This window comes from Microbacterium sp. NPDC055903, assembly GCF_053615555.1.
The window spans coordinates 21,364-45,776 of the sequence record NZ_JBSHCA010000002.1 but is presented as its reverse complement, the minus strand read 5'-3'; the positions used below and the strand labels follow the sequence as shown (position 1 = coordinate 45,776).

21 protein-coding genes and 1 tRNA gene are annotated in these 24,413 nt (G+C 69.4%); 8 read left to right on the top strand and 14 right to left on the bottom strand.

Annotated elements, in window-relative coordinates; genetic code table 11:
• Nucleotides 1-10: 10 nt before the first annotated feature.
• The 7 genes from ACWGJP_RS09550 to ACWGJP_RS09520 form a co-directional block, all read right to left on the bottom strand.
• Nucleotides 11-1,216 (bottom strand): M20 metallopeptidase family protein, encoded by a 1,206-nt coding sequence (locus ACWGJP_RS09550; RefSeq protein WP_452329557.1) that lies wholly within the window; start codon nt 1,214-1,216, stop codon nt 11-13.
• A complete protein-coding gene (locus ACWGJP_RS09545; protein WP_452329556.1) occupies nt 1,217-2,020 on the bottom strand; it encodes an ABC transporter ATP-binding protein in 804 nt (267 codons plus the stop codon).
• Nucleotides 2,020-3,972 (bottom strand): dipeptide/oligopeptide/nickel ABC transporter permease/ATP-binding protein, encoded by a 1,953-nt coding sequence (locus tag ACWGJP_RS09540; protein ID WP_452329555.1) that lies wholly within the window; start codon nt 3,970-3,972, stop codon nt 2,020-2,022. Before ACWGJP_RS09540 ends, ACWGJP_RS09545 begins: the two co-directional genes overlap by 1 nt.
• Nucleotides 3,972-4,985: an ABC transporter permease gene (locus ACWGJP_RS09535; RefSeq protein ID WP_452329554.1), complete on the bottom strand. Its 1,014-nt coding sequence runs from the start codon at nt 4,983-4,985 to the stop codon at nt 3,972-3,974. Before ACWGJP_RS09535 ends, ACWGJP_RS09540 begins: the two co-directional genes overlap by 1 nt.
• A 7-nt stretch (nt 4,986-4,992) precedes the next feature.
• Nucleotides 4,993-6,561, bottom strand: coding sequence for an ABC transporter substrate-binding protein (locus tag ACWGJP_RS09530; protein WP_452329553.1), 1,569 nt, complete (start codon nt 6,559-6,561; stop codon nt 4,993-4,995).
• A gap of 103 nt (nt 6,562-6,664) precedes the next feature.
• Nucleotides 6,665-8,104: an aldehyde dehydrogenase family protein gene (locus ACWGJP_RS09525; RefSeq protein WP_452329552.1), complete on the bottom strand. Its 1,440-nt coding sequence runs from the start codon at nt 8,102-8,104 to the stop codon at nt 6,665-6,667.
• A gap of 1 nt (nt 8,105) precedes the next feature.
• Nucleotides 8,106-9,773, bottom strand: coding sequence for a thiamine pyrophosphate-dependent enzyme (locus tag ACWGJP_RS09520; protein ID WP_452329551.1), 1,668 nt, complete (start codon nt 9,771-9,773; stop codon nt 8,106-8,108).
• 158 nt (nt 9,774-9,931) lie between these two features.
• Between ACWGJP_RS09520 and ACWGJP_RS09515 the strand changes: the two genes are divergently transcribed.
• On the top strand, nt 9,932-10,660 hold the full coding sequence (locus ACWGJP_RS09515; RefSeq protein ID WP_452329550.1) for a FadR/GntR family transcriptional regulator: 729 nt from the start codon (nt 9,932-9,934) through the stop codon (nt 10,658-10,660).
• Between the two features lie 37 nt (nt 10,661-10,697).
• Here the strand turns inward: ACWGJP_RS09515 and ACWGJP_RS09510 are convergent, their stop codons facing one another.
• The 5 genes from ACWGJP_RS09510 to ACWGJP_RS09490 are packed head-to-tail and all read right to left on the bottom strand — an operon-like array spanning nt 10,698 to nt 15,801.
• Nucleotides 10,698-11,888 carry a M20 metallopeptidase family protein gene (locus tag ACWGJP_RS09510; RefSeq protein ID WP_452329549.1) on the bottom strand — a complete coding sequence of 397 codons (1,191 nt, stop codon included), beginning with the start codon at nt 11,886-11,888 and terminating at the stop codon, nt 10,698-10,700.
• A complete protein-coding gene (locus ACWGJP_RS09505; RefSeq protein ID WP_452329548.1) occupies nt 11,885-13,099 on the bottom strand; it encodes an amidohydrolase in 1,215 nt (404 codons plus the stop codon). Before ACWGJP_RS09505 ends, ACWGJP_RS09510 begins: the two co-directional genes overlap by 4 nt.
• Complete coding sequence (locus ACWGJP_RS09500) at nt 13,096-13,611, bottom strand: hypothetical protein (protein ID WP_452329547.1); 516 nt, start codon at nt 13,609-13,611, stop codon at nt 13,096-13,098. Before ACWGJP_RS09500 ends, ACWGJP_RS09505 begins: the two co-directional genes overlap by 4 nt.
• A 1-nt stretch (nt 13,612) precedes the next feature.
• The gene (locus ACWGJP_RS09495; RefSeq protein ID WP_452329546.1) at nt 13,613-14,815 is read right to left on the bottom strand and encodes a Rieske 2Fe-2S domain-containing protein; all 1,203 of its coding nucleotides are present in this window, start codon (nt 14,813-14,815) and stop codon (nt 13,613-13,615) included.
• A 17-nt stretch (nt 14,816-14,832) separates the two neighbouring features.
• Nucleotides 14,833-15,801, bottom strand: a complete 969-nt coding sequence (locus tag ACWGJP_RS09490; protein ID WP_452329545.1) for a PDR/VanB family oxidoreductase — start codon at nt 15,799-15,801, stop codon at nt 14,833-14,835.
• Between the two features lie 160 nt (nt 15,802-15,961).
• On the opposite strand from ACWGJP_RS09490, the gene hisC reads away from it, so the two are divergent.
• On the top strand, nt 15,962-17,050 hold the full coding sequence (gene hisC, locus ACWGJP_RS09485) for a histidinol-phosphate transaminase (RefSeq protein WP_452329544.1): 1,089 nt from the start codon (nt 15,962-15,964) through the stop codon (nt 17,048-17,050).
• Nucleotides 17,051-17,056: 6 nt separating this feature from the next.
• Here hisC and ACWGJP_RS09480 read toward each other — a convergent pair whose 3' ends face one another.
• Nucleotides 17,057-17,596, bottom strand: coding sequence for a putative immunity protein (locus ACWGJP_RS09480; protein ID WP_452329543.1), 540 nt, complete (start codon nt 17,594-17,596; stop codon nt 17,057-17,059).
• 104 nt (nt 17,597-17,700) lie between these two features.
• Nucleotides 17,701-17,777 (bottom strand) — tRNA-Pro (locus ACWGJP_RS09475).
• Nucleotides 17,778-17,884: 107 nt separating this feature from the next.
• On the opposite strand from ACWGJP_RS09475, the gene ACWGJP_RS09470 reads away from it, so the two are divergent.
• Genes ACWGJP_RS09470 through ACWGJP_RS09445 form a run of 6 tightly spaced genes read left to right on the top strand, consistent with a single transcriptional unit; the run spans nt 17,885 to nt 24,413 of the window.
• Entirely contained in the window at nt 17,885-18,478 is a 594-nt protein-coding gene (locus ACWGJP_RS09470) for a GNAT family N-acetyltransferase (protein WP_452329542.1), read from the top strand.
• 10 nt (nt 18,479-18,488) lie between these two features.
• Nucleotides 18,489-18,938: a hypothetical protein gene (locus tag ACWGJP_RS09465; RefSeq protein WP_452329541.1), complete on the top strand. Its 450-nt coding sequence runs from the start codon at nt 18,489-18,491 to the stop codon at nt 18,936-18,938.
• Between the two features lie 48 nt (nt 18,939-18,986).
• Nucleotides 18,987-19,988, top strand: coding sequence for a 3-oxoacyl-ACP synthase III family protein (locus ACWGJP_RS09460; protein ID WP_452329540.1), 1,002 nt, complete (start codon nt 18,987-18,989; stop codon nt 19,986-19,988).
• Nucleotides 19,985-21,931 (top strand): cytochrome P450, encoded by a 1,947-nt coding sequence (locus tag ACWGJP_RS09455; protein ID WP_452329539.1) that lies wholly within the window; start codon nt 19,985-19,987, stop codon nt 21,929-21,931. The genes ACWGJP_RS09460 and ACWGJP_RS09455 overlap by 4 nt, the downstream gene beginning before the upstream one ends.
• Entirely contained in the window at nt 21,928-23,511 is a 1,584-nt protein-coding gene (locus tag ACWGJP_RS09450) for a class I adenylate-forming enzyme family protein (protein ID WP_452329538.1), read from the top strand. Before ACWGJP_RS09455 ends, ACWGJP_RS09450 begins: the two co-directional genes overlap by 4 nt.
• Nucleotides 23,508-24,413: an NAD-dependent epimerase/dehydratase family protein gene (locus tag ACWGJP_RS09445; RefSeq protein ID WP_452329537.1), complete on the top strand. Its 906-nt coding sequence runs from the start codon at nt 23,508-23,510 to the stop codon at nt 24,411-24,413. Before ACWGJP_RS09450 ends, ACWGJP_RS09445 begins: the two co-directional genes overlap by 4 nt.

The window sequence follows — 24,413 nt, the reverse complement described above, 5'->3', positions numbered from 1 at the left end:
CAGCGCGCCGTCAGGCTCGCAGCCGACCGAGCGCGAGCGCTGCGAGAGCGGCGGCCTGGTCCGCGAGCACCGTGTCGTCGAAGACGACCGTCGACGAGTGATTCGGCGACGCCGCCGCCGGATCCATCTCCGCGGGGGTCGCACGCAGGAAGAGGAACGCACCGGGGACCTGCTCCAGCACGAAGGAGAAATCCTCGGATCCCATCACCGGATGCGCGGTCTCCCACACGCGCTCGTCGCCGAACAGCCCCTGAAGGGTCGAGCGGACGTGTGCCACCGCGTCCGAGTCGTTCACCGTGGGGGCGCAGAGCACCGTCACGGTGACGTCCGCCGTGCACCCGTGCGCCGCGGCGATCTCCCGCACGAGCCCGGGGATCTCGCCCTGCACACGCGCACTGCTCTCGTGCGACAGCACCCGCACGGAGGCGACCAGGGATGCCGTGTCGGAGATGATGTTGCGGGCAGGACCACCCGCGTGCAGCTGCGTCACGCTCAGGACGACGGGGTCGAAGACGTCGAAGCGCCTCGTGACATACGCCTGCAGCGCCATCACGAGCTCAGCCGCGACGGGGACGGGGTCACGTGTCAGGTGGGGGGCTGAGGCGTGACCTCCGGAGCCGGTGATCGTCACCTCGACCTCGACGGCGCCGGCCATCAGCGCACCCGCTCTCGTCGAGAAAACGCCATACTCACCAGGGACGACATGGATGCCGTAGGCGGCGACGGGCCGGGAACCCGTGACGTCGAGCAGACCCTCCGCGAGCATCCGGCTGGCACCGTCGCCGAGCTCCTCCCCCGGCTGGAACATCAACAGCACGTCGCCGTGCAGTTCATCACGTCGGTTCGCGAGCAGCTCAGCGGCACCCACGAGACCCGCGACGTGCATGTCGTGCCCGCACGCGTGCATGACCTCGCCCGTGGCCGCATACTCGAGGTCCGTCTCTTCGGTGAGAGGCAGGGCGTCCATATCGGCGCGCAGAAGCACTGTCGGGCCGGGATGCGTCCCCCGGATGACTGCCGCGATCGAGCTTAGTCCGTCGCCGAGGGTGACTTCTGCGCCCAGCGGCTCCAGTGCGTCGAGGATCCGGCGCTGCGTGCGGGGCAGGGCGAGGCCGAGCTCCGGGTCGGCGTGGATCGCGCGGCGCAGCGCGACGAGCCTCGGCAGCACGGCGCGAGCGTCATCGAGCAGGACGGTCGTGGTATCGAGCAGGGTCATTCAGGATCCGATCGTGTGCAGGAGGTGGTCGGTTCCCGCGTTCTGGATGCGTGGGATCGCAGCCACGAGGGCCTGGGTGTACGCGTGCTGCGGGTTCGAGACGATCGCGTCGGCATCTCCGTGCTCGACGATGCGCCCCTTGCGCATCACGGCCGTGGTGTCGGCGATGTAGCGCACCGCCGCCAGGTTGTGCGTGATGAACAGGACGGAAAGCTCCAGCTCGCGTTGCAGTTCGCGGACGAGGTTCAGCACCGCTCCCTGCACAGACGCGTCGAGGGCAGAGGTGATCTCGTCAGCGATGATCAACCGCGGCTTCACGGCAAGGCACCGGGCGATGGCGACCCTCTGACGCATGCCGCCGGACAGCTGCGAGGGGTACTGGTCGACCGTTCTCGGCTTCAGCCGCACGAGGCCGAGGAGTTCTTTCACGCCCGCTGCCCGCTCCCGGGCGTTGCCGCCGCCGTGCAGCGCGAGCGCTTCGTCGAGCGTGGCGCCGATGGTCATGCGCGGGTTCAGCGAGGAGTACGGATCCTGGAAGATCATCTGCACATCGCGTGCGCGCGCCAGACGCTGCCTGCCCGTGGCCGGCCGCAGCTCCTGACCATCGAGCAGCAGCCGGCCTGCGGTCGCGGGTTGGAGTCCGGCGATCACCCTCGCGATCGTCGACTTCCCCGATCCGGACTCGCCCACCAGCCCGACGATGCTGCCGTGCGGCACTCTGAGCGAGACGCCGTCCACGGCGTTGAATGACGCGTCACCGTGTCCGAACGTCACCACCAGGTCGTCCACCACGAGCTCAGCCATCAGCGCACCTCCTGCGTCGTCGCGGTCCCCACGTCCACAGAACCGGTCAGCACGACCGGCTCACCGAGGATTCCCTCGATCGGAACGCCGTCCTGTGGATGCCAGCACGCGACACGTCCACCATGACCGTGCACCACGGGTTCCGGCGTCGCGGTGCGGCACTGATCCGTGGCGAACGGGCACCGCTGGGCGAACCCGCAACCCACCAGGGGCACCGAGAGGTCCGGCGGCTCGCCGGGGATGGTGGCGAGCGGCTGGGCACGGTCGGTGTCGAGATCGGGGAGCGACTCGGCGAGAGCGCGCGTGTAGGGATGCGCGAGCTTCTCCGGCGTCGCGAGCAGACGCACGTCGACGTCCTCCACGATGCGTCCCGCGTACATCACCAGGATGCGCTGACAGAGCTCGGCGAGCACGGCGATGTCGTGCGAGACGACGATCGCCGCGGCCCCGGTCTCCTCGCATTCGCGGCGGAGGAGGGCGAGCACGCGCTGCTGAACCGTCACATCGAGCGCGGTGGTCGGCTCGTCCGCGATGATGAGCCGTGGCTTGCCGATCTGCGCCATCGCGATGAGGGCTCGCTGGCGCATGCCTCCGGAGTACTCGTGGGGGAACTGCCGGGAGCGCCGCTCCGGCTCATCGATCGCGACGTCCTTGAGCGCATCGACGGCCTTGCGGTGCGCCGTGGCGTGCGCATCCTTCGCGTGGAAGCGAGGGATCTCGGCCAGCTGCGTTCCTACGCGCAGCGCCGGATTGAGCGCGGTGAGCGAATCCTGGAACACGACTCCGATCTTCGTTCCGAGTCTCCTCTTCATCACGGCGGGCGGCAGATCGAGCACGTCGTCACCGTCGAACCGGAGCTGCTGTGCGGTCACGGCCGCACCTGGGGCCGACAGCTGGGCGACCGCCATCAGCGCGACGGACTTGCCGCTGCCGGACTCCCCGACCACGCCGACGATCTCTCCGGCGGCGACGGAGAAGGACACGTCCTGCACCGGGCGCACCCAGCCGGTCGGCGAAGGGAACGACACGGAGAGGCCGTCGACGACGAGCAGAGCCCCGTCATCGGCCACGCTGTCGCGCGCTGCGACCCGTGGTGCGGGGCCGAGCCTGCGACGGGACAGCACGTCGCCCTTTCCATGACTGCGCAGGTGCGCTGCCAGCGACTCGCCGAGCGTCCCGAACGCGACGCCGGCGAACACCACGGCCACGCCGGGGCCGACCACCGCCGTCGGAGTGGTGTACACCTGATCGAACGCCTCGCTGAGCATCCGCCCCCAGTCGTAATCCGGCGGCTGTACACCCACCCCGAGGAAGCTGAGGCTCGACAAGGCCAGCAGACCGCCGCCGATCGACAGGGTGACGTTGACGATGATCGGCTCTGCGATGTTGGGGAGCACGTATCGCGTGAACTGGCGTCCGCGCGACACTCCCATCATGCGAGCGGCAGCGAGGTACTCCGATCCGCCCACGCGCGACGAAAGGGTCTGCGCGAGACGTGCGAAGGAGGGCACCATCGTCAGCCCGAGTGCGATGACAGCGGAGGTCGAACTCGGGCCGAGGAGGATGACGGTCAGCATCGCGACCAGGAGCACGGGGAACGCGAGCCACGTGCTGATCACGGAGCTGAACAGCCGCTGCACGCGGGGGCCGAGCACCGAGGGGAGAGCGCCGAGGAGCAGGCCGAACACCAGCCCGATGACGGTGGCGACAAGGGCCATGCCGAGCGAGAGACGGGTGGCGACGAGCGTCCGCATCAGCAGATCACGCCCGAGGCCGTCTGTGCCCAGCGGATGCGCGTCGCTCGGTCCTTGCAGGAGCGCGGAGGTGTCGGTCTGCGAGGCCTGCGCACCCCAGATCTGCGGCGCGAACAGGGCGAGGAACACGAGAACAAGCACCATGACGGCGCTGACCGCGCCGAGCGGGTTGCGCAGGAAGGTGAGGATCGAGCGCATCAGGTCGTCTCCAAGAGGGTCGTGCGCCGGTCGAGGAGCGACAGGACGATGTCGACCGCGAGCGTGATGACGAGGATGATCGCCGCGTAGACCAGGGCGAGCCCCTGCACGATGCCGTAGTCCTTGGTGGCGATCGCGTCGACGAACGCCGACCCGAGACCAGGCCAGTTGAACACCTTCTCCACGAGCACACTGGAGGCGACCATGGTGGAGAGCAGCGTCCCCCCGATGGTGAGCGTGGCGGTGAGCATGTTGGGAAGGGCATGCCGGAAGTACACCCATGCCGCCGGGATGCGCTTGGACCTGGCCGTGCGCACGTAGTCGTCGGAAAGGGTGTTCAGCGCCTCGACGCGGGCGATGCGGGACAGCGACGCCCACGATGCGACGGTCATCGCGAGCACTGGAAGGATGTAGGACGCCGGACCGGTGCGTCCTGCGACGGGGAACCAGTGCAGCGTGACGGCGAAGACCACCACGAGCGCGACGCCGAGGAGGTATTCGGGGATGGCGGCGATGAGACCGGTGATCCCGGTGAATCCGACCTCGACGCCGCGTCGCCGATTGCCCTGGGTGAGAATCGCGATACCGAGCCCGACGGGGACGGCGACGAGCAGCACGATGACGAACGAGATGCCGGCGAGCTCGAGCGTGGCCGGCAACCGGTTCTGCACGAGTTCGGACACCGATCGACCGGTGATGAGCGACGCGCCGAGGTCGCCCTGAAGGATCCCCGTCAGGTAGTTCCAGAACTGCACGATCAGCGGGTCGTTCAGGCCCAGCTGGTCGCGACGGGCCTGGACCACGGCCTCGTCGGCCGTCGCGCCGAGTGCGGCGCGCACAGGGTCGCCGCCGGATGCTCGGAGCACGAAGAACGCGACCGTGATGATCACGAACATCGCCACCAGCATCCGCAACGCCCGGCGAAGGAGGAATCTCAGCCAGGGGTTGCCGTGGCGGCGCTTCCGAAGAAACACCGCCACGGTATCCGTCCTGGCGGACGCGTGGTCCAGCATGCGGCTCCTAGCCTCGGAGGCTCGTCGGGATCAGCAGTCCGTTGGTCGTGACCTCGAACTCCACGCCCGCGCCGTACAGCGTGCTGGTGGACTCCGCGAACGGCATCACCTCGAGGTTACCGATCGCCGAGGCCTGCGCCGCGGTCCAGGCCTCGCAGCTCTCCTCCCCGGCGAGCTGCTGCGCCTCGGCGGTCAGGTCGAAGAACTCCTGGTTCGTGTTGTATGTCCAGTTGCCGCCGTTCGGAGGGAAATCGCCCGACAGGATGCCCGCCCAGGTGGAGGGCAGCGTGGTGGAGATCGGGGCCCAGATCAGGTCCCAGTCGCCGCCCTGGAAGATGACGTCGGTGTATGACGACGACGGGCTCGGGGTGACCTCGACACCGATCTCCCCCAGCTGCTGCTGAATGAGCTCGATGCCGGCCACGACCGACTGCGCTTCGGTCGACGGATACACGAAGCTCAGTGCAAGCTTCGCACCGTCCTTCTCGCGCACGCCATCTGCCCCGAGGACCCAGCCCGCTTCGTCGAGCGACGCTGCGGCAGCATCGGCATCGAAGCCGATGAGCGAGGTCGTCGCATCCGCGCCGACGCACACCGCGGTGAAGGAGGAGACGAGCGAGGTCATCAGCTCGCCGCGACCACCTGTGGAGACCGAGGCGACCTCGTCACGATCGATGCCGGCGGCAATGCCTTCTCGGACCAGGAGGTCGTTGGTCGGACGGCCATCCGCCTGGTTGAAGAACATCAGACCGGGGCGGGCGGGCACGTCGATCGTGAACAGGTCGCCGCTCTCGAGCCGGTCGCGATCCGTGCCCCCGACCTCGGCGACATTGACCTCGGACGACAGCAGCATGTTGGCCCTGGTCGGCTCGGTGTCGACGACCTCGAGTTCGACCGTCTTCGGCAGGCCTTCAGTGTCGCTGGTCACGTCGCCGGGGCCCCACGTGTAGTCGTCCCGGAGCGCCAGCGTGTACGTCTGCCCTGGCGACGAGTCCTCGAGGGCGTAGATGCCGGTACCCACCGGCGTCGTGTCGAGCGACGCCGGATCCGCGACGCCCGCGGCGCAGACGACCGGCATCTGACCGATGTTGCTGAGCAGGAAGCTCTGCGGCTGCGCGCTGGTGAAAGTGACCGTACGGGAGGCGTCGTCCGCCTCGACGGTGAGTCCTTCGGCAGGGAAGTACACGCCGGAGTACGGCGACGCGGTCTCGGGGTCGGCCGCGTAGTCGAAGGATGCCTTCACATCGGACGCGGTGAGCTCGGAACCGTCCGTGCAGACGATTCCCTCCTTCAACACGAACGACACCTCGGTCGTCGACTCCGTCCAGCTCTCGGCGAGCAGACCCTCGGCGTCCTTGCCGTGGGCGAACGACATGAGCGTCTCGTACAGGTATGCGGAGATCTCCTGACCGGCCTGCGTCGCATTCGTGATCGGGTTGAGCGACCCCGGGTCCGCGGCGATGGCGATGCTCGCGTTCTCTACCGCGCCTGCGCCGGCTGGTTCTCCCCCGCCGGCGCAGCCGGTAAGGGCGAGTGCCGTCACGCCGACGACTGCGGCAACGATGCTGCGTCTCATGGGTGTCCTCTCTTCACGGAACCCTCGGGCGGGTCCACCTAATTGAATGTTATGAATTGCTCTTTATTGACTCGTGTCCGCGGTGTTTCGGGATTGTTACCGGTCACGATGGATCGTCGAGAAGGGCGGCGGCGCCCATCACCGACTTGAGCTCGAGGAACTCCTCGAACCCGTGGACGCCGCATTCACGCCCCACGCCCGACTGCTTGTATCCCCCGAAGGGGGCTCCCACATCGAGCCCGGCGCCGTTGATGCCGACGGTTCCCGTGCGCATGCGCAGGGCGACGTCGAGGGCGCGTCGAGGATCGCTCGACCAGACACCGCCCGACAACCCGTACACGCTGTCGTTGGCCAGCTCGACAGCCTCGTCGACGGTGGCGTACGGAGTGATCGTGAGCACCGGACCGAAGACCTCCTCGTGGAAGATCCGCATGTCCGACGTCACTTCGGTGAAGATGGTGGGCTGCACGTACGCCCCGCCGGCCGTCGGTTCGACGATATCGAGGCCGCCCGTGAGAACCTGCGCTCCCTCGGCGATCGCAGCGGTGATGTGTGCACGCACCCGCTCCTGCTGGAGGACCGACGCCACAGGGCCGGTCGCTGTGCCTTCCTCGCGCGGGTCGCCTGGCGCCCAGGCGGCAGCCACCTCGATGGCGGTTCGCTGCCAGGCATCCTGCAGCGCCCGCGGCACCAGCACTCTCGTCTGCGCGGCGCACGTCTGTCCGGCGTTCGCGAAGCAGGACGCCAGCACGCCGCGCACCGAGTCCTCGAGCGGGGCGTCGTCCAGCACGATCGCCGCCGACTTCCCGCCCAGTTCCAGAGCGACCTTCTTGATGGTGGCGGCGGCGGCGCGCGCCACCTGCTCGCCCACCTGACGCGATCCGGTGAAGGTCACCATGTCGACATCGGGGTGCGCAACCAGACGTGCGCCGACGCCCGCACCATCTCCGTGCACGATGTTCACGACCCCCGCCGGCAGCCCGATCTCGCGGAGGATGTCTCCCACGATCGCGGCGTTGAGCGGTGCGACCTCACTGGGCTTGAGCACGACAGTGCAACCGGCGAGGAGCGCCGCACCGACCTTGAGCATGATCTGATGCAGCGGAAAGTTCCACGGCGTGATCGCGGCGACGACGCCCACCGGCTCGGCCACGACGAGCGAGTTCGAGACCGCCTCGCGCTCGACATGCGCATGGGCGGCATCGATGAGTCGCGCCAGGTCGGCGATCGCTACCCCCACCTGAGCGGCACGCGCGAATGCGATCGGTGAGCCCATCTCGGCGCACAGCGTCTCGGCGAGCAGCTCGCGGTGGCCGGCGAGCCCCTCGGCCAGCGCCTCGACATACCCGATCCGCGTCGGCATCGGCGTCGCGGACCATCCGCGGAAGGCCTCGACAGCGGCCGCCACGGCCCGATCGACGTCCGCAGCGACGCCTGCGACGACCGTACCGACCACGGATCCGTCAGCCGGGCTGACGACATCGATCCGCGTCCGCCCCTCAGCATCCTCTCTGATGCCGTCGATGTCGTGCCCGATGACCATGTCAGGCCCCTGCCTGCTGCACGAGATGCGCATCGGGCGCGAGCGGAACCGGGCGCGGCACCCCTTCATGGATCAGGTGCCACGGAGAGGGGAACTCGCCGACCGGGACGTTGATCAGGATCGGCTCGTTCGCCGGCACCGCATCGGCGAGCACGCCAGCAAGCTCTTTCGGCGTGGTCGCTCTGGCCGAGCGGATGCCGAAGGCATCCGCGAGCATGCCGTAGTCGGGATTCGTCAGGTCGCTGGCGAAGTAGCGCGCGCCGTAGCGGTTCTTCTGAATGCGTCGGACGTTGCCGTAGAAGCCGTCGTGGAAGACGATCGTCACGAGTCCCAGTCCGTAGCGCTTGGCCGTCGACAGCTCCTGCATCGTCCACGAGAACCCGCCGTCGCCGTTCACCGACACCACGGCCCTGGCGGGGTCTGCCGCTTTCACGCCCAGCGCCGTGGCGAACCCGTAACCCAGGGTTCCCTGGTAGCCGGGGCCGATGTAGGTGCGCGGCTGGTAGGCCGGATAACAGGCGCTCGCCGCGTACCCGACCTGGGTGAACTCGCTGACGAAGACGCCATCCTCAGGGAGCACGCTGCGAATCGCGCCGAGGTACTCGCGCTGCGGCGCGATGTCGGAGAACTGCTCCGACAGCCACGTGCGCACGCGGGCGAACTCGCTCTCGCGGGATTCTCGCACCGGCGCTCCGACCTCCGCCGCCAGCCCGGCAAGGGCCAGGCGGGCGTCGGCGTGCAGTGCCTGCACAGAGGCTCGGGGGCTTTCGAGATCGGCCGCCTCGGCGTTCACGAGGATGACCGGCGCACCATTCGTGTCGACCTGGGTGCCGAAGGTGGAGACGAATCGGGTGCCGACGGCGAGCACGAGATCGGCATCCTCTCGGAAGGCGCGGAGCGCGAGCGAGTCGAAGGCGAGGCGATGGCGGGCGTCGATCGCACCCCGTCCGTTCTCGGTCATCAGGACCGGGGCCTCGAGCGCTTCGGCGAGCGCCTGCAGCGCGACGGAGGCGTTCGCGGCGAGCACTCCGCCACCGACGACGATCATCGGGCGCTTCGCGGCGATGAGGCGTGCGGCCGCCTCGCGGATCTGCTGCTCGTCGGGGCCCAGCGGCGCCTCTGCCACCCGCTCAGCGGCTGCGATACGCGAAGTCGCGGCGAGCACGTCGGGCGGAACCTCGATGGCGACGGGGCGCGGGCGACCGCTGCGGAGCTGGGTGAACGCCTCACGAACGAGCGCGGGGATCTCGTCGGCGGAGCGGGCGGTTCCGGTCCATTTGGTGAGCCGCTGCAGGATGCCGGTCTGGTCGGGGATCTCGTGCAGGGCGCCCAGGCCTCGGCCGATCGCGTGCGAGTCGATCTGTCCGGCGATGAGGAGCATGGGCGAGTTGGCCGAGTAACCGGTGGCGACACCGGAGAGGGCATTGAGCACGCCGGGGCCGGGCACCACCATCGCGACACCGACATCCCCGGTGCTGCGCGCATAGCCGTCGGCCATGTACGTGGTGGCCTGCTCGTTGCGGGCGCAGATGAAGTCGACCTGGTCGGCACGGGCATAGAGGGCGTCTGCGGCGGCATCGAGCTGGACGCCCGGAATGCCGAAGATCCGTGAGACTCCCTGGTTGATGAGGGAGTCTGCGAGCAGATCGCCACCGGTGGGGTCGGTCATCTGTTTCCTCTCGTGAGCAGCATTGCGTGATTGACTGTATTAGATACATTCAATTACCGCAAATAGGAGAATCGCCTGCCTGCACCGCGTCGGCCGAGCGTCCGCTCCTTAGGATGTGAATCATCCGTTCCCTGCTCCACCTCGACCGAAGGATCTCCGTGGCCACCACACAGGATGAAGCGCGCACCTTCCAGCGCGTCGCACCCGCGCAGTCCGTCGCCGACCGCGTGGTGACCGAGGTCGAGGCGATGATCAAGGAGCAGCGCCTCGAGCCGGGGCACCGGATCGGAACGCGTCAGGAGCTGTGCGAGCAGTTCGGGGTGGCGCCGGCGACGCTCGGCGAGGCGCTGCGCGTGCTTCGCGCGCGGGGCTCGGTGGATCTCCGCCCTGGGCCGGGCGGAGGGATCTTCGTCGCCGACCAGTCACCGCTGATCCGTCTCGCGCACAGCGTGCTGCGCCTTCGACAGACCGGCGCACCGGTGAACGACGTCATCAAGGTCCTCGACGCACTGGACGAGGCCGTGATGCAGGATGCGGTGCAGAACCGCACGGATGCCGATATCGCCGAGTTGGAGGCCGTGATGGCCGATCTGACCGAGCACTGGCACGACCCGGTCGAGGGTCTGCACGGCAACTGGCGACTGCATCGGCGGATCGCCGAGATCTCACCCAACGCCGTGCTGCGCACGTTCTACCTCAACCTCGTCGACTACATCGAGGGCGAGACGGCTGGCGCGTCGAACGAGGATGCACTGGCCGTGCCCGGCTTCCGACAGGACACGGATGAGCGCCTGCGCATCCACGAGGCGCTGATCGACGCGATCCGTTCGGGTGATGTCGAGATCGGCCGCAAGGCCGTATTGGACCACCGCACGCTGGGCCGCTGACCACTGCCCGCAGTCGCCACGAGAAGAGCACCGCCCGCTAGATCTCCCCTGCTCCGACGTGCCGCCAGGCGAGGGCAGCGAGGGCCGCGGCCTGATCTCCCAAGACCGCGTCGTCGAAACGCGCGTGCGGCGAGTGATTCATCGGGATGTCGTCCGGATCGACGTCGGGCGGGGTCGCGCAGAGGAAGAGGAACGTGCCAGGAACCTCTCGCAGCACGAACGAGAAGTCCTCAGACGCCATCCACGGCGTCTGGATCTCCTCGACGCGCTCCGCACCGAACTCGCCGCGCAGCACCGCCATGGCCGCCGAGGTCTCCGCAGACGTGTTGACCGTGACGGGGTAGCCGACGATCACTTCCACGTCTGCCGTGCACCCGTGGGCCGCGGCGATCCGTGCGATGAGCTCCGGCAGCTCACGCTGCGCCTGTGCGATCGACGCCTCGGACAGCGTCCGCAGGGTCGCCGCGAAGCCGGCGTCCTCAGGGATGACGTTCGTGATCTCACCCGCGTACATCGTGGTGACCGACAGCACGATCGGGTCGAAGACGTCGACGCGGCGCGTGACCCAGGCCTGGAGCGCGAGAATCAGCTCCGCGACGACCGGAACGGGGTCGACGGCCTGATGCGGCCGCGAGCCGTGCCCGCCTCGGCCGTGCACGCGTACGCGAAGCACGTTCGCACCGGCCATGATCGTGCCCGACTTCAGCTGGAATCGTCCGCGCTCCCCCGGGCCGACGTGGATGCCGTATGCGGCCTCCACGCGCACTCCTGCCGCGTCGAGCACCCCGTCACGGATCATCAGCGGCGCACCACCCCCGGCCTCCTCGCCGGGCTGGAACATGAAGACGACCGACCCGGCGATGCGCTCCCGTCGTGCAGCGAGCAACCGCGCAGCGCCGACCAGCCCCGCGACGTGCAGGTCGTGCCCGCACGCGTGCATCGCGCCGTTCGTCGAGGCGTAGTCGAGCCCGGTCTGCTCTTCGATCGCCAACGCGTCCATATCGCCGCGCAGCAGCACAGACGGACCATCCATCGATCCGCGAAGCACCGCGGTGACCGAGGTGAGATCCGACCCCGTCGTGACCTCCAGCCCCAGGCCTTCGAGCTCATCGAGCACGACGCGCTGGGTCAACGGCAGATCGAATCCCGGCTCGGGGATGCGGTGCAGCCGTCTGCGAAGATCGACCAGGTCAGGCAGCAGACGCGCGGCGTCGTCCTGCAGTGTCATCCGTATTGCTCCTCCTGGGCGGCTTCAGGCCCTGTACGGGAGGCCAGCGCCGTATAGACCGTGCGGCCCTCGATGAGCACCTCGCGCACGGTCGAGGCGACGTCCAGCGGGTCTCCGCTCCACAGCACGATATCGGCGTCTCTGCCCGGCGCGAGTGCACCGACACGGTCATCGATGCCAGCGATGGTGGCCGCGGCCGAAGTCATCGCCGCGAGCGCGGTCTCCCGCGGCAGGCCGGCACGTACCGCCACCGCCGCCTGCAACGCGAGCAGGCCGATCGGAACGACGGGGTGGTCCGTGGTGAGCGCCACTCGGACGCCCGCCGCCGCGAGCACGGCGAGGTTCGCGGGGTCGGCTTCCCGGACCTCCACTTTGGAACGGCTGGACAGGATCGGGCCGAAGATCACCGGCACGTCGCGCTCAGCGAGGATGCTCGCGAGCTTGTGCGCCTCGGTGCCGTGGTTGAGCACGAGACGCAGCCCGAACTCCTCGGCGATGCGCAACGCTGTCGCGATGTCGTCGTGCCGGTGCGCGTGCTGCTCCCAGGCGAGCGTCCCATCGAGCGCCTCAGCGAGTGCCTGCTTCCCCAGATCCACGGCGAACGGTGCACCCTCGGCCTGCGCCCTGTCTCGCCGGGCCGCATAGTCCTGCGCATCCCGCAGCGCCTGGCGGATGACGAGCGCGATGCCGAGTCTGGTCGACGGCGTCTGCTTGCGCTCGCCATACACCTGCTTGGGGTTCTCGCCGAGCGCCGACTTCATGCCGAGCGCCGCACGGATCACCTGCTCGTCCACGGTGCGCCCGCCCGCGGTCTTGATCGCGACGCTCTGCCCGCCGATCGGGTTGCCGGAGCCCGGCTTCACGACGACGGTCGTGATGCCGCCTGCAAGCGCGTCGCGGAAGGCGATGTCCTCGATGTTGATCGCGTCGATCGCCCGCACTCCGGCGGTCACCGGCGAGGAGACCTCGCTGCCGTCGAATCCTGCCGGTCCGTTCGCCTCCTCGTGCGCACCGATGTGACTGTGCGGATCGATGAGCCCCGGCAGCACCCAGCATCCGGCAGCGTCGATGATCCGCCCACCCTCTGGCACGGCGACGTCGGCGCCGACTGCCTGGATCCGACCGCCGGACAGCAGCACGACACCCCTGTCGAACTCCTCGCCCAGGCCGGTGACCACCCGTCCTCCCACGATCGCCACGGCGTCCGTCATGTGAGTTCCTCTTTCGTTCGGCGTTCGATCAGTTCCCGCGTCTTCGCGAGCAGGTCATCGAGCTCCACGCCGAGGATGCCCTCGGACGGGTCGACGCGCACCACGATGCCGTCATCGCACTCCGGCGCTTGGCCGCCGAGGTCGACGAGCGGATCGTCGACCCAGATCCACGGCAGGCCGTTGGCGTATCGGCGGATGTGGGCGAGCTTGTCGAACTGCACAGGCAGGAAGGGCCAGGGCTCCTCCGGCAGATCGAGCGGCTCTCGGAAGGCGGTATGGGCGTTGTGCCCCCATTCCGATGCCCAGACGATGTCGAAGTGCTCCGACAGCGCATGCAACCGCTCTGCGGCGGCATCGGGGATGGCGACATCGCGCACCCACCGCCCCCAGGCGGAGAGGTGATGCATCGTCACGGGAACCGCGGCCTCACCCTCGAGGACGACCACGTCGCTGATCCCCAGCACGAGGACCGGACGGTCTCCGCGCGGCGGCCGCGCCGTGTACTTGGCCATGTCAGTCGTCCACGGCGTCGGCGAGCAGGGGGGCATCCGGCGCGCCTTCGAAGTAGTTACCGCCCTCGATGCGCACCACCCGCTCGGACTCGTCGAAGAACACGCCGACCGGATCACCGCCGGCGGCCACCGCTCTGTGCTGCTTCGCCATCATGCGGCGGATCATCGCGATGCCCTGGTCCGTCGTCGTGAGATGGTCCTCGGAGTGCAGTGAGATCGGCCCCTGCGACTTCTGAGCTTCATAGTCGCCGGGAAGACGCTGGTGCTCGAGGTCCGTGAGCTTCTTCCACGGCTTTCCCTCATGGGTGGACCGCAGCTTCGCGAGGAAGTCCGGGTCGCTGTCGCGCGCGACCGTGAAGATCCGGAAGTTCGTGTCGTCCATCGGCACGACCCAGCCGATCATGTTCGTCTGACCCGAGGCGAGCTTGGGGCTCGCGACCACGCGCAGGTTCGGGAAGATCACCTCGGTCACCCGGCGCAGCTGACGTCCGTCGCCGAGGTCGCGCATCTGGATGCTGCGCACGCCCAGCGGTGTGTATTCGTACTCGACCTCGGGTATCAGCGCCATCTCGGGCGTGAACTGGTTGCCGCTGAACCGCGCATGCAGGATCGGCACGTGGAAGGGGTCCATGACGTTCTCCCAGTGCTGCAGCCAGTTGAAGTCGAGCTGCGCCGGACCTCCTCCCCCGACGCCCTGGTCGTTCACGATCAGCTGCTCGTCCGCGGCCAGCTCTTCGAGGGTGTCGTAGCGCGGCAGGACCGGCTTCTTCTCTGGCGGGCCCATATAGGCCCAGATGAGCCCGTACTGCTCCTCGACCGGGTACCAGGGCTGGCGAACCCGGTCCCGGTGCAGACCGAGCTCGGGTTCGCACGGCTGCTCGAGGCAATGCCCTTCGGTGTCGAACACCCAGCCGTGATAGCAGCAGCGGATGCCTTCATCCTCGACGCCGCCGTAGAAGAGCGAGGCTCCGCGGTGGATGCAGCGCGGGTGCAGCAGGCCCGGCTTGCCCTTCCTGGTGCGGAACAGGACGAGCTCTTCGCCGAGCACGCGCAGGGAGACGGGGCGCGTCGTCGCGTCCTCGACCTTCGCGACGGGATGCCAGTAGCGGCGCAGCACCTCGCCGTAGGGCGTGCCAGGGCCGACCTGGGCGAGTTCGTTGAGGGGCTGGCCGAGGCGCAGCCCGTAGGCGGTTCCGGTGTCCATGTTCGCTCCGTTCGCAGTCAGATGTCGAGGACGAGGCGGTCGCCGAGCGACCGCGAGACGCAGATCATCATCGTCTCGTTGCTCTCGCGCTCGTCGGGGGTGAGGATCGAGTCGCGGTGCTCTGGCGCGCCATCGACGACCGCGGTCTCACAGGTGCCGCACACGCCTTCGAGGCACGAGCTCGGCACGCCGATGCCTGCGTTCTCGAGCATCTCGAGGATGCTGCAGCCGCGGTCCACCGTGACGACGAGGTCGGAGCGGCTGGCGACCACCTCGAACGACTCCGCGCCCTGCGATTCGCCGAACGACCTGGCTTGGAAGCGCTCCACGTGCAGCGCCCCACGGGGCCAGTCCGCGCTGAGGTCTTCCAACGCGTCGAGCAGCCGCTCCGGGCCGCATGCGTAGACGCCCGTCTCCGCGGAGAGGGCGCCGATCCAGCTGCCGAGGTCGAGACGGGGCCCGCTGTCGCCTGGCACGAGCAGAGTCCGACCCGCAGCGAGCTGCGGAGCGGACCGGAACGCCATCCGCTCCCCGGTGGTTCCGAGATAAGCGAGGCGCCAGGGCACGCCGCGCCGCGTTGCTTCGCCCAGCATCGGGAGGATGGGCGTGATGCCGATGCCGCCGGCGATGAAGAGGTACTCCGCGGCCGGTGCGAGCTCGAAATGGTTGATGGGGGCAGAGGCGCTGGCGATGTCGCCGACGCGCAGGGTCTGGTGCACGTAGCGGGATCCGCCGCGGCTCGGGCTCTCGGCGAGGACGGCAACGCGCCACACGCTGCGGTCGTCGGGGTCGGAGCACAGCGAGTACTGTCGTTCGACGCCATTGGCGAAGCGGAGGTCTATGTGCGCACCTGGGGTCCAGACGGGCAGGTCGGCGCCAGTGGGGTCTTCGAGCTCGAGGGACAGCACATCCTGCGCCTCCCTGCGCATGGCGCGCACCCGCAGGATGAGGCGCTGTTCGGGGAATTCGACCGCAGTGTCGGGCACCGTCGCTCCGCTCCTTCCAACTCCTCCGGTCACCACGGACCGGAATGTCAACATTCTTTATATTCAATTGCGATAGTATGAACAACCACCACGGGCTGTCAAACAGACAGGCCCATACGGACGGACACGAGAGAGAGGCCATCGGATGTCGGAGCTGAGGATGCGAGCAGACCTGGACGCGATCCCCGGTTACAAGCCGGGAAAGGCCGCACCGCAGTCCGAGACGTCCCTGTCGGTGCACAAGATCTCGTCGAATGAGAACCCTTATCCCCCGCTCCCGTCCGTGACCGCTGCCATCGCAGCCAGGCTCTCCCGCGTCAATCGCTATCCGGAGACTGCTGCGTCCACACTGACGACCGCTCTCTGCGAGAGGTTCGGCGTCGAGCCGGTGAACATCGTTCTCGGAAGCGGCTCGGTGGAGGTGGTGTCGCAGCTCATGCGGGCCACCGCCGGAGAAGGCGACGAGGTGCTGTTCGCCTGGCGCTCCTTCGAGGCGTATCCGATGCTCGCGAGAGCCGCAGGCGCGATTCCCGTCATGGTGCCGCTCACGGACGACCACCGGCACGACCTCGACGCAATGCTGGCCGCGATCACCGAGCGCACTCGTCTGATCCTGGTGTGCAACCCGAACAACCCGACCGGCACCACGATCGGCGACGCCGACCTCGACCGTTTCCTCAGCCGCGTTCCGTCTGACATCGTCGTGGTCATCGACGAGGCGTATGTCCAGTTCAATGATCGAGAGGACTCCCCCGTCGGCATCGAGTACTTCCGCCGGTACCCGAACGTCGCGGTCGCACACACGTTCTCGAAGGCGTACGGGCTGGCCGGACTGCGCATCGGCTATGCCATCGCGCCGGAGCAGCTGGGGATCGCGCTGCGGAAGGTGGCGATCCCGTTCGGCGTCACCGACCTCGCCCAGACTGCCGCGGTCGCCTCGCTTGCCGCCGAGGACGAGCTGGCCGAGCGGGTCACCGAACTCGTCGCGGAGCGCGAGCGCGTCGTCACTGCCTTCGCCGATGCAGGAGTGGAGCTGCCCGAGAGCAAGGGCAACTTCGTGTGGCTCCCGCTCGGTTCGCACACGAGCACCGTGGCCGATCTTCTGGAACGGAACGGGCTGCTGGTGCGTCCGTTCGCCGGTGAGGGCCTGCGCGCGACGATCGCCGAACCAGAGGCCAACGATCGTCTGATCGCGCTGGCGCCGGAGATCGCGACCTTCGTGGTGGCCGAGGCGCCCGTCGCGCGATAGCCGCGCCTACCGCGCGAGCCGCAGCCGGGCGTCGAGATCGGCCATCAATCGGGCGACGGGGCTCCGGCCTTGCGGAGCACGCGGATATCGACACAGCACGTCGACGAGAAGCGGGCTCGCCCGCTCAACAGCCCGATCGATCGAGGCCGCCCCAGCGACGGGATCGTCCCCCGCCTGGAGCTCCGCGACCCGCGCCGCGTTGGCCGCGGCGCGGAGGATGTGCCCCACTTGGGTGGCCTTGGCGATCGGATGCAGGTACGCGGCGGCAGCGGCATCTCCCGCTGCCTGGGCGGCACAGGCGACCGCCTCATCCATAGATTCCTTCGCGGCGCGGTGTGCATCCCGCGCGGTCACGCGTTGCCGATTGTTCCGCGGCGCTCCGCGCACGAAGTCCAGGGCGGCAGCGACGGCGTCTCTGGGGCGAGCATCTCCAGGACGGGCGAGCTCGACCACACCCAAGACATCCTGCGCGGCTTCGACGGCGTACGTCACGACCTCACGCAACTCGCCGTCGGTCAATACGAAATCACCCGAGCTGTCTGCCACGCCTCCATTGTCGTCTGTTCCTCGACGACGCGACATCCTCGGACGAGGATGCACGACAAGAGGCTCGGAACCTCGCGACGTCCGCGTGATTCCGAGCCTCTATGTGGTCGGGCTGACAGGATTTGAACCTGCGACCCCTTGACCCCCAGTCAAGTGCGCTACCAAGCTGCGCCACAGCCCGTTGTCCTTCGCTCTCGCGCAGGCAACTCCACTATCTTAGCCGCACGATCGGCCCGGCGCGAACCAACCCCCTTGCCCGTGTCGGAACCCCGGCGTAGCGTGCCCGGCATGGCGACGAAGACGACCGACATCACGACGGCCCTGGCCACCCCAGACCGGTGGGACGACGTGCAGCACGCCCTCACCGGCGGCGGCGACGGAGCGAGCTGCCAGTGCGCCTGGCCGATGCTGATCAACAAGGAATGGGAGTCGACCACCCGCGACGAGCGCGAGCACCTGCTCCACGGCGAGATCACCGCAGGCCCCGCGCCGGGCCTGGTCGCCTACGCCGACGGCGACCCCGCAGGGTGGATCCGCATCGGGCCACGACCGCTTCAGAAGCGTCTCGCTCGAACACGTCTCATCGCCGCCGCGACCGATGAGCCCTTCGACGACGCCTCCGTCTGGGCGGTCTCCTGCTTCGTCGTGCGCCGAGAACACCGAGGCAAAGGGATCAACGCCGTCCTCCTCGACGCGGCCGTCGCGTACGCGCGCGCATCCGGCGCCCGCGTCATCGAGGGCTATCCCGTCGACACGGCGCGCACCACGACCTCGGCGAACAACCTCTTCCACGGGGCACTCTCGACCTTCCTCGCCGCCGGATTCACGACCCGCCCGAGCGTGAAGCCCGAGCGCCCGCTCGCGGTCCTTCGACTCCCGTAGCCTGGGACGCATGACGCACGACTCGCTGCACGACGACCGCCTCGGCGAACTCCCCCGCGCCACGAGCACCCTCACCGACGGCTCGGTGCTCACCCACGACTGGTTCGCCACCACGATCCCGCACGGCGACACCACCGTCGAGCTCATGGTCGATGCCACCGACCCCGCATCGTCGGCCGCCCTCCTCCCCGGGCTGCACGCGGTGCTCGACGCTCTGCCCGCCCTTGTCCGCATCGCCACGGACGCCGTCGTGCACCGCTTCAGCGAGCAGGAGCCCCCAGCCCACGAGCTCGACGAAGCGGCCGCCGACCTTCAGCTCGAGGCGCTGGAGGCATCCGCAAAGGGGACCATCGTCTTCCACTTCGTCGACACCTGCGGCGCGCACTTCCCCGAAGGCTACTGGCCCGCCGCCCACCTGAGCCCGCAGGGCGAGGTCCGCGACGTCACCGTCGAGGCCTGACGCGCTCGCTACCGGGATCGCGGCGCACCCCGCACTATGGTCGATCACGTGCGCTCCACTCACATCGCCGCCGTCGCCACGCACCTGCCTGAGCGCACGCGCTCGACGACCGACACCGAAGCCGAACTCCGTCGCCTGAACCGTCGGCTGGCCCTACCCACGGGGCTGATCGCACGGATGACGGGCATCACGCACGTCCACGAGCGCCCGGACGGCTGGCAGGCATCCGATCTCGCCGTCGCCGCGGCACGGGATGCGCTGTCGCAATCCCCGGACCCCGTCGACCTCCTCATCTTCGCCAGCGCCAGCCAGGACCTCGTAGAACCCGCGACGAGCCACATCGTCAACGCCAAGCTCGATCTCGGCGTCCCGGTGTTCGACGTCAAGAACGCCTGCAACTCCGTCCTCAACGCCATGCAGGTCGCCGACGGCCTCATCAGATCAGGCGTCCACCGCCGCATCCTCATCGCCAGCGGCGAAGCGCCGACGGCCGCAGTCCGGTGGCAGCTCCGCGACCGCGACCAGTTCATCCGCTCCTTCCCCGGCTACGTGATGAGCGACGGCGGCGCGGCCGTCATCCTGGAAGCGGACGACTCCGGCGAGCGCGGGATCCAGGCATCCGCCTTCCACGCGGTCTCCGAGCACTGGCGCATCGGCACGCTGCCGGGTGGCGGCACCATGGGCGGACACGACCCCGAGAGCACCTACTTCGACATGGACGGCGCCGGCCTGCAGCGCGCTTTCCTCGACCTCGGCCCGGAGCCCGTCCTCGCTCTGCTGCGCCGCGAAGGGCTGACTCCCGCCGACTTCGACCTCGTCGCCATCCACCAGGTCGCCGTGCCCTACCTGCCGCCCATCTTCGAGCGCCTCGGCGTTCCCGCTGACCGCACGATCATCACCGTCGCCGAACATGGCAACCTCGCCTCCGTCACGCTCCCCCTTCAGCTCCAGCTCGCCCGCGAACGGAGCATGATCGGAGACGGCAGCCGCGTGCTCCTCATCGGCCTCGCCGGCGGCATCAGCCTCGGCCTCATGGTGGTGCAGCTGTGAGCCGCCTCGCCGTCGTCGTCCCCGTCTTCAACGAGGCCGCAGGCATCCGCCCGACGCTCCAGGCGCTGGCGTTCCAGGACGACGACGACTTCGATGCGGTCTTCGTCGACAACGCGTCGACGGATGCCTCCGCCGACGTCATCCGCGCGTTCATCTCCGAGTACGGGATGACCCGCTGGACGATCGTGCACGAGCCGGAGAAGGGCACTGGTGCGGCCGCCGACACAGGGATGCGGGCAGCCATCGCCTCGGGTGCCGAACTGCTCGCCCGCACCGACGCCGACTGCCTCCCCCGCGCGGACTGGACCGCGTCCGTCCGTCGTGCCCTCAGCCCTCGAAACCGGGGCGGCCTCGGACTCGAGCTCGTCGGCGGAGAGCTCGTCCCCCGCCGCGACGAAGGGCTCGGCTGGCCGAGCCGCGCGGCGCTGCGCGGCGCCGTGCACGTCGCCGAGGCCTTCGGCCGTGTGCGCCCCGGCAACCAGGACGACGCCTACCTCGGCCCGTACATGATGGCGGCCGGCTGCAACGTGGGCATCACCGCCGACCTCTACGAGCGTGCCGGCGGCTTCCCCCGTACTCGCATCGAAGACCTCCACGAGGACCGCGCCCTCGTCAATGCCGTCCGGCGCCTCACCCGCGCCTACGCACGCCGCGGCGACGTCGTCGTCTACGGTTCCAGCCGCCGCGTGCAGGCCTGGGGCCTCGCCAACACCCTGCTCTGGTACAAGGACCACGCCTACCGCCCGGCGATCGTCGATATCCGCGACCCCGCGAGCGTCAGCCGCCCGCCCCGCACCTCGATCGCCCTCGCCCGCAAGAACGAGCGCCGGCTGCTCCGCGCCGCCCACCCCGTCGCGTTCCCGATCGTCGACGCCGTCCCCGGCCCCGTCCGGCGCCTCCCCGGCCTCGGCGTGATCGTCAAGGACGCCTCGCTGCTGCGCGAGACCCTGATGGACACCGACGCGTTCCGCAAGACCGGCCCCGGCTCCTCCGGCGAACTGTGGACACCCGTGCTCGGCCCGCGGGTCCTCCTGAACATGGAGGGCGAGGACCATCGCGAACTGCGTCGCAAGCTCGCTCCGCTCTTCTCCCCCTCCTTCGTCGACACTCTCGTCTCCGATGCCATCGGCACCGGCACCGCCCGGTTCGCCGCACGCCTCGCCGCGGGTGAGCCCGTCGACCTCGTGGCCCACGCCCGGTGGGCGGCGAGCGCGGTGATCAGCCGCCTCGTCGGACTCGACACCGACGTCGTGGACGACGACTTCTTCCGGCGCTCGGCCGAGATCACCGGCTACGTCTCGCTGGCACGCCCATCCCTCGCCCCTCGCCAGCTTGCCCACGCGAAGCGGGTGCTGCAGGAGCTCGACGTCCACGCCTCCCGCGCCTACGCCGGCGACGAGTCGACGGTGCCCGGTCGCATGCGCGCGCTCGGCCTCGACGAGTCCGAGGCTCTCGGCGCGGTCGGCGCTTTCGTCCTCACCGGCACCGAGACGCTCGTCTCCTTCCTCCCGCGCCTCGCCGCCATCCTCATCGACACCGGGTGGCTTCCCCGGCTCGCGGCAGACCCCTCGCTGACCGAGGCCGCCGTCGCCGAAGCACTGCGCGTCACGACGCCCACACCGATGATGATCCGCTCCGCCGCCCGACCGGCGCGCATCGGCGATGTCGAGATCCGCGCCGGCGAGCGCATCCTGCTCGGGACGTATTGGGCCAACCGCGCCCTGGGCGAGTTCGATCCGAAGACGAACCCGTCCGCCCAGCTCAAACAGCTCTGGTTCGGCGCGGGCGTGCACTTCTGCATCGGTGCTCCTCTAGCCATGGCGCAGATCCGCGCCCTGCTCGCGCCGCTGCTCGCCGCGCCAGACCTCCGCGTCAACAGACGGCGCGCGACGCGCCACGTCCTCATCCCGGCGTACTCCCACCTGGAGGTGCAGCGCAGATGACCGACCTCGTGCAGGCCGTGCTCGACAGTGCCGACGCCCACCCCCACGAGCCCGCGCTCACCGTCGCCGGCACGACGCTCACCTACGGCGAGCTGGGCGCGCGGATCCGCTCCACCGCCGCAGCGCTGCGCGCCCACGGCATGTCCCCCGGCGATCGCGTGCTCTTCTCCGTACGACCAGGCGCGGATGCCGTCGTGCTCGCCCTCGGCATCGTCCTCGCCCGCGGCACGGTCGTCTTCGCCGATCCAGGAGCCGGCGAAGCCCTCTTCCGGTCACGAACACGACTCGCCTCCCCGCGCTGGGTGGCCGCCGAGTCCGTGCTCTACCTCGCATCGAGCGCTCCGTTGCGGGGCATCGCCCGGCGCCGTGGCCTCGAGCTGGCCCCGTACGCCAGGCTGGTGCCCGATGCCACGCACATCCGTGCCGGACGGTGGCTGCCCGGGGTCCCGCGTCGCGCGCTGTCCCTGGACGCCCTCGCGCATCATCCGACGCCGTCCACGCCTCACGCGACCACCCCGTCACCGGACCATGAAGACGACGAGGCGCTCATCGTCTTCACCAGCGGCACGACCGCCGCACCGAAGGGCGTCGTGCACTCGCGCGGCTCTCTCGGCGCCGGCCTCAGCGACTTCGCGGACGGCGTCGGCATCCGCCGCGGACACCGCGTGCTGACCGATCAGCTCATGGTCGGCGTCCCCGCTCTCATCGCGGGAGCCCACTGGAGCATGCCGCCGGTCGGCGCGAATCCCGGCGCGAGGCCCGATGACTACCTGGCCCTGCTCCCCGACACCGAACTGCTCTTCGCCGCGCCCGCCGCGATGGACGCGATCCTGCGCGCGATCGACGCCCGCCCCACCCTCGCCCCGCCGCACCTCGACACCATCGTCCTCGGCGGCGCGCCCGTGCTGCGCCCGCTGCTGGAGCGCATCCACCGGAGGTTCCCGACCTCCCGCATCCGCGCGATCTACGGGATGACCGAGATCCTCCCCGTCGCGATCGCCGACGGGGTCGCCAAGCTCGAGGCGGGTGTCGCTCCGGACGGCGGCGATGCCGTCGGCCGCATCGTCGGAAGCGTCACGGCACGCATCGACGACGGGGAGCTCGTCCTCGCCGGTCCCGGTCTCGCTCGCGGCTACCTGGCCGACTTGCCGGAGCATCCGCTCACCGAGCTCCGCACCGGCGACCTCGCCCGCATCGACGACGGTGCGCTGACCCTGCGCGGCCGGAAGAAGGACATGTTCATCCGCGGCACCCAGAACGTGTACCCGGGCTTGTACGAGCCGATCATCGCGGGGCTGCCCGGCGTCGACGACGTCGTGCTGAGCGGGGTGCCAGACGAGATCGGCGACGACAGGATCGTCCTCGTGCTCGTCCCCGCCGACGATCCGCCCACAGGGCTCACCGAGACGCATCCGCTGGTCGCCTCCGTCCGTTCGGCGCTGCCCGGCCTGATCGATGCGGGCGTCATCCCCGATCTGATCCTCACGACCGGCGCCCTGCCGCGCTCCGGTCGCGCACGCAAGCTCGATCGGCGAGCCCTGGCGGGGCAGCTCGCCGCGCATTTCCGGGAGTATTTGTGAAGATCGCCGTCACCGGCGCGAGCGGCTTCATCGGCGGCGCCGTCGCCACAGCCCTCGCCGACGACGGCCACGACGTCACCGGCTTCGGGCGCCGCGTCGACGGTTGGACGCATCCGCGAGCCGTGTACCGCCGGTGGGACCTGACCGCGAGACCGCGCGAGCCGGAGCCCTTCGACGCCGTCGTGCACAGCGCGGCCCTCGCCGACGACTGGGCTCCGTACGATGAGGCGCTGCGGGTGAACAGGGACGGCACCCGACACGTCAGGGCGGCGTTCCGCGACGCACGCCTCGTACACCTGTCCACCTCCAGCGTCTACGACGCCTTCTCCCCCAGCGTGATGCTCGGCGAGGGCGCTCCGATGCCCCAGCGCTTCCTCAGCAGCTACTCGGCGTCCAAGGCCTCGGCCGAGCGAGAGCTCGAAGACGCGGATGCCGTCATCCTCCGCCCTCATGCGGTGTACGGCCCCGGTGACACCACGCTCCTGCCCCGCGTCGTCCAGTCGGTGCGGCGCGGCCGTCTCGTCCTGCCCGCGGGCGGCGAGGTCCGGCACTCGCTCACCCGCATCGACAACCTCGTTCAGGCCGTCCGGCTCTCGCTCACCGGCCCCGCCGGCGTCTACAACATCGCGGACGCCGAACCGGTGCTGCTCGCGGACGTCCTCTCGGATTTCCTCCGGCGGCGAGGCGTCGATGCCCGCATCGTCGGCATCCCGACACCCCTCGCCTCGGCGCTCGCGGGCGCCTCCGAAGCATCCGCACGTCTGCGCCGCACCCGACCGCGCCTCACCCGCTACGCGGTCAGTCAGCTGGGCGTCGAGCGGACGTTCGATCTGACCGCCGCGCGACACAGCCTCGGCTACGCACCCCTCGCCACGACATTGGCAGGCGCCGAGACCTGGTGA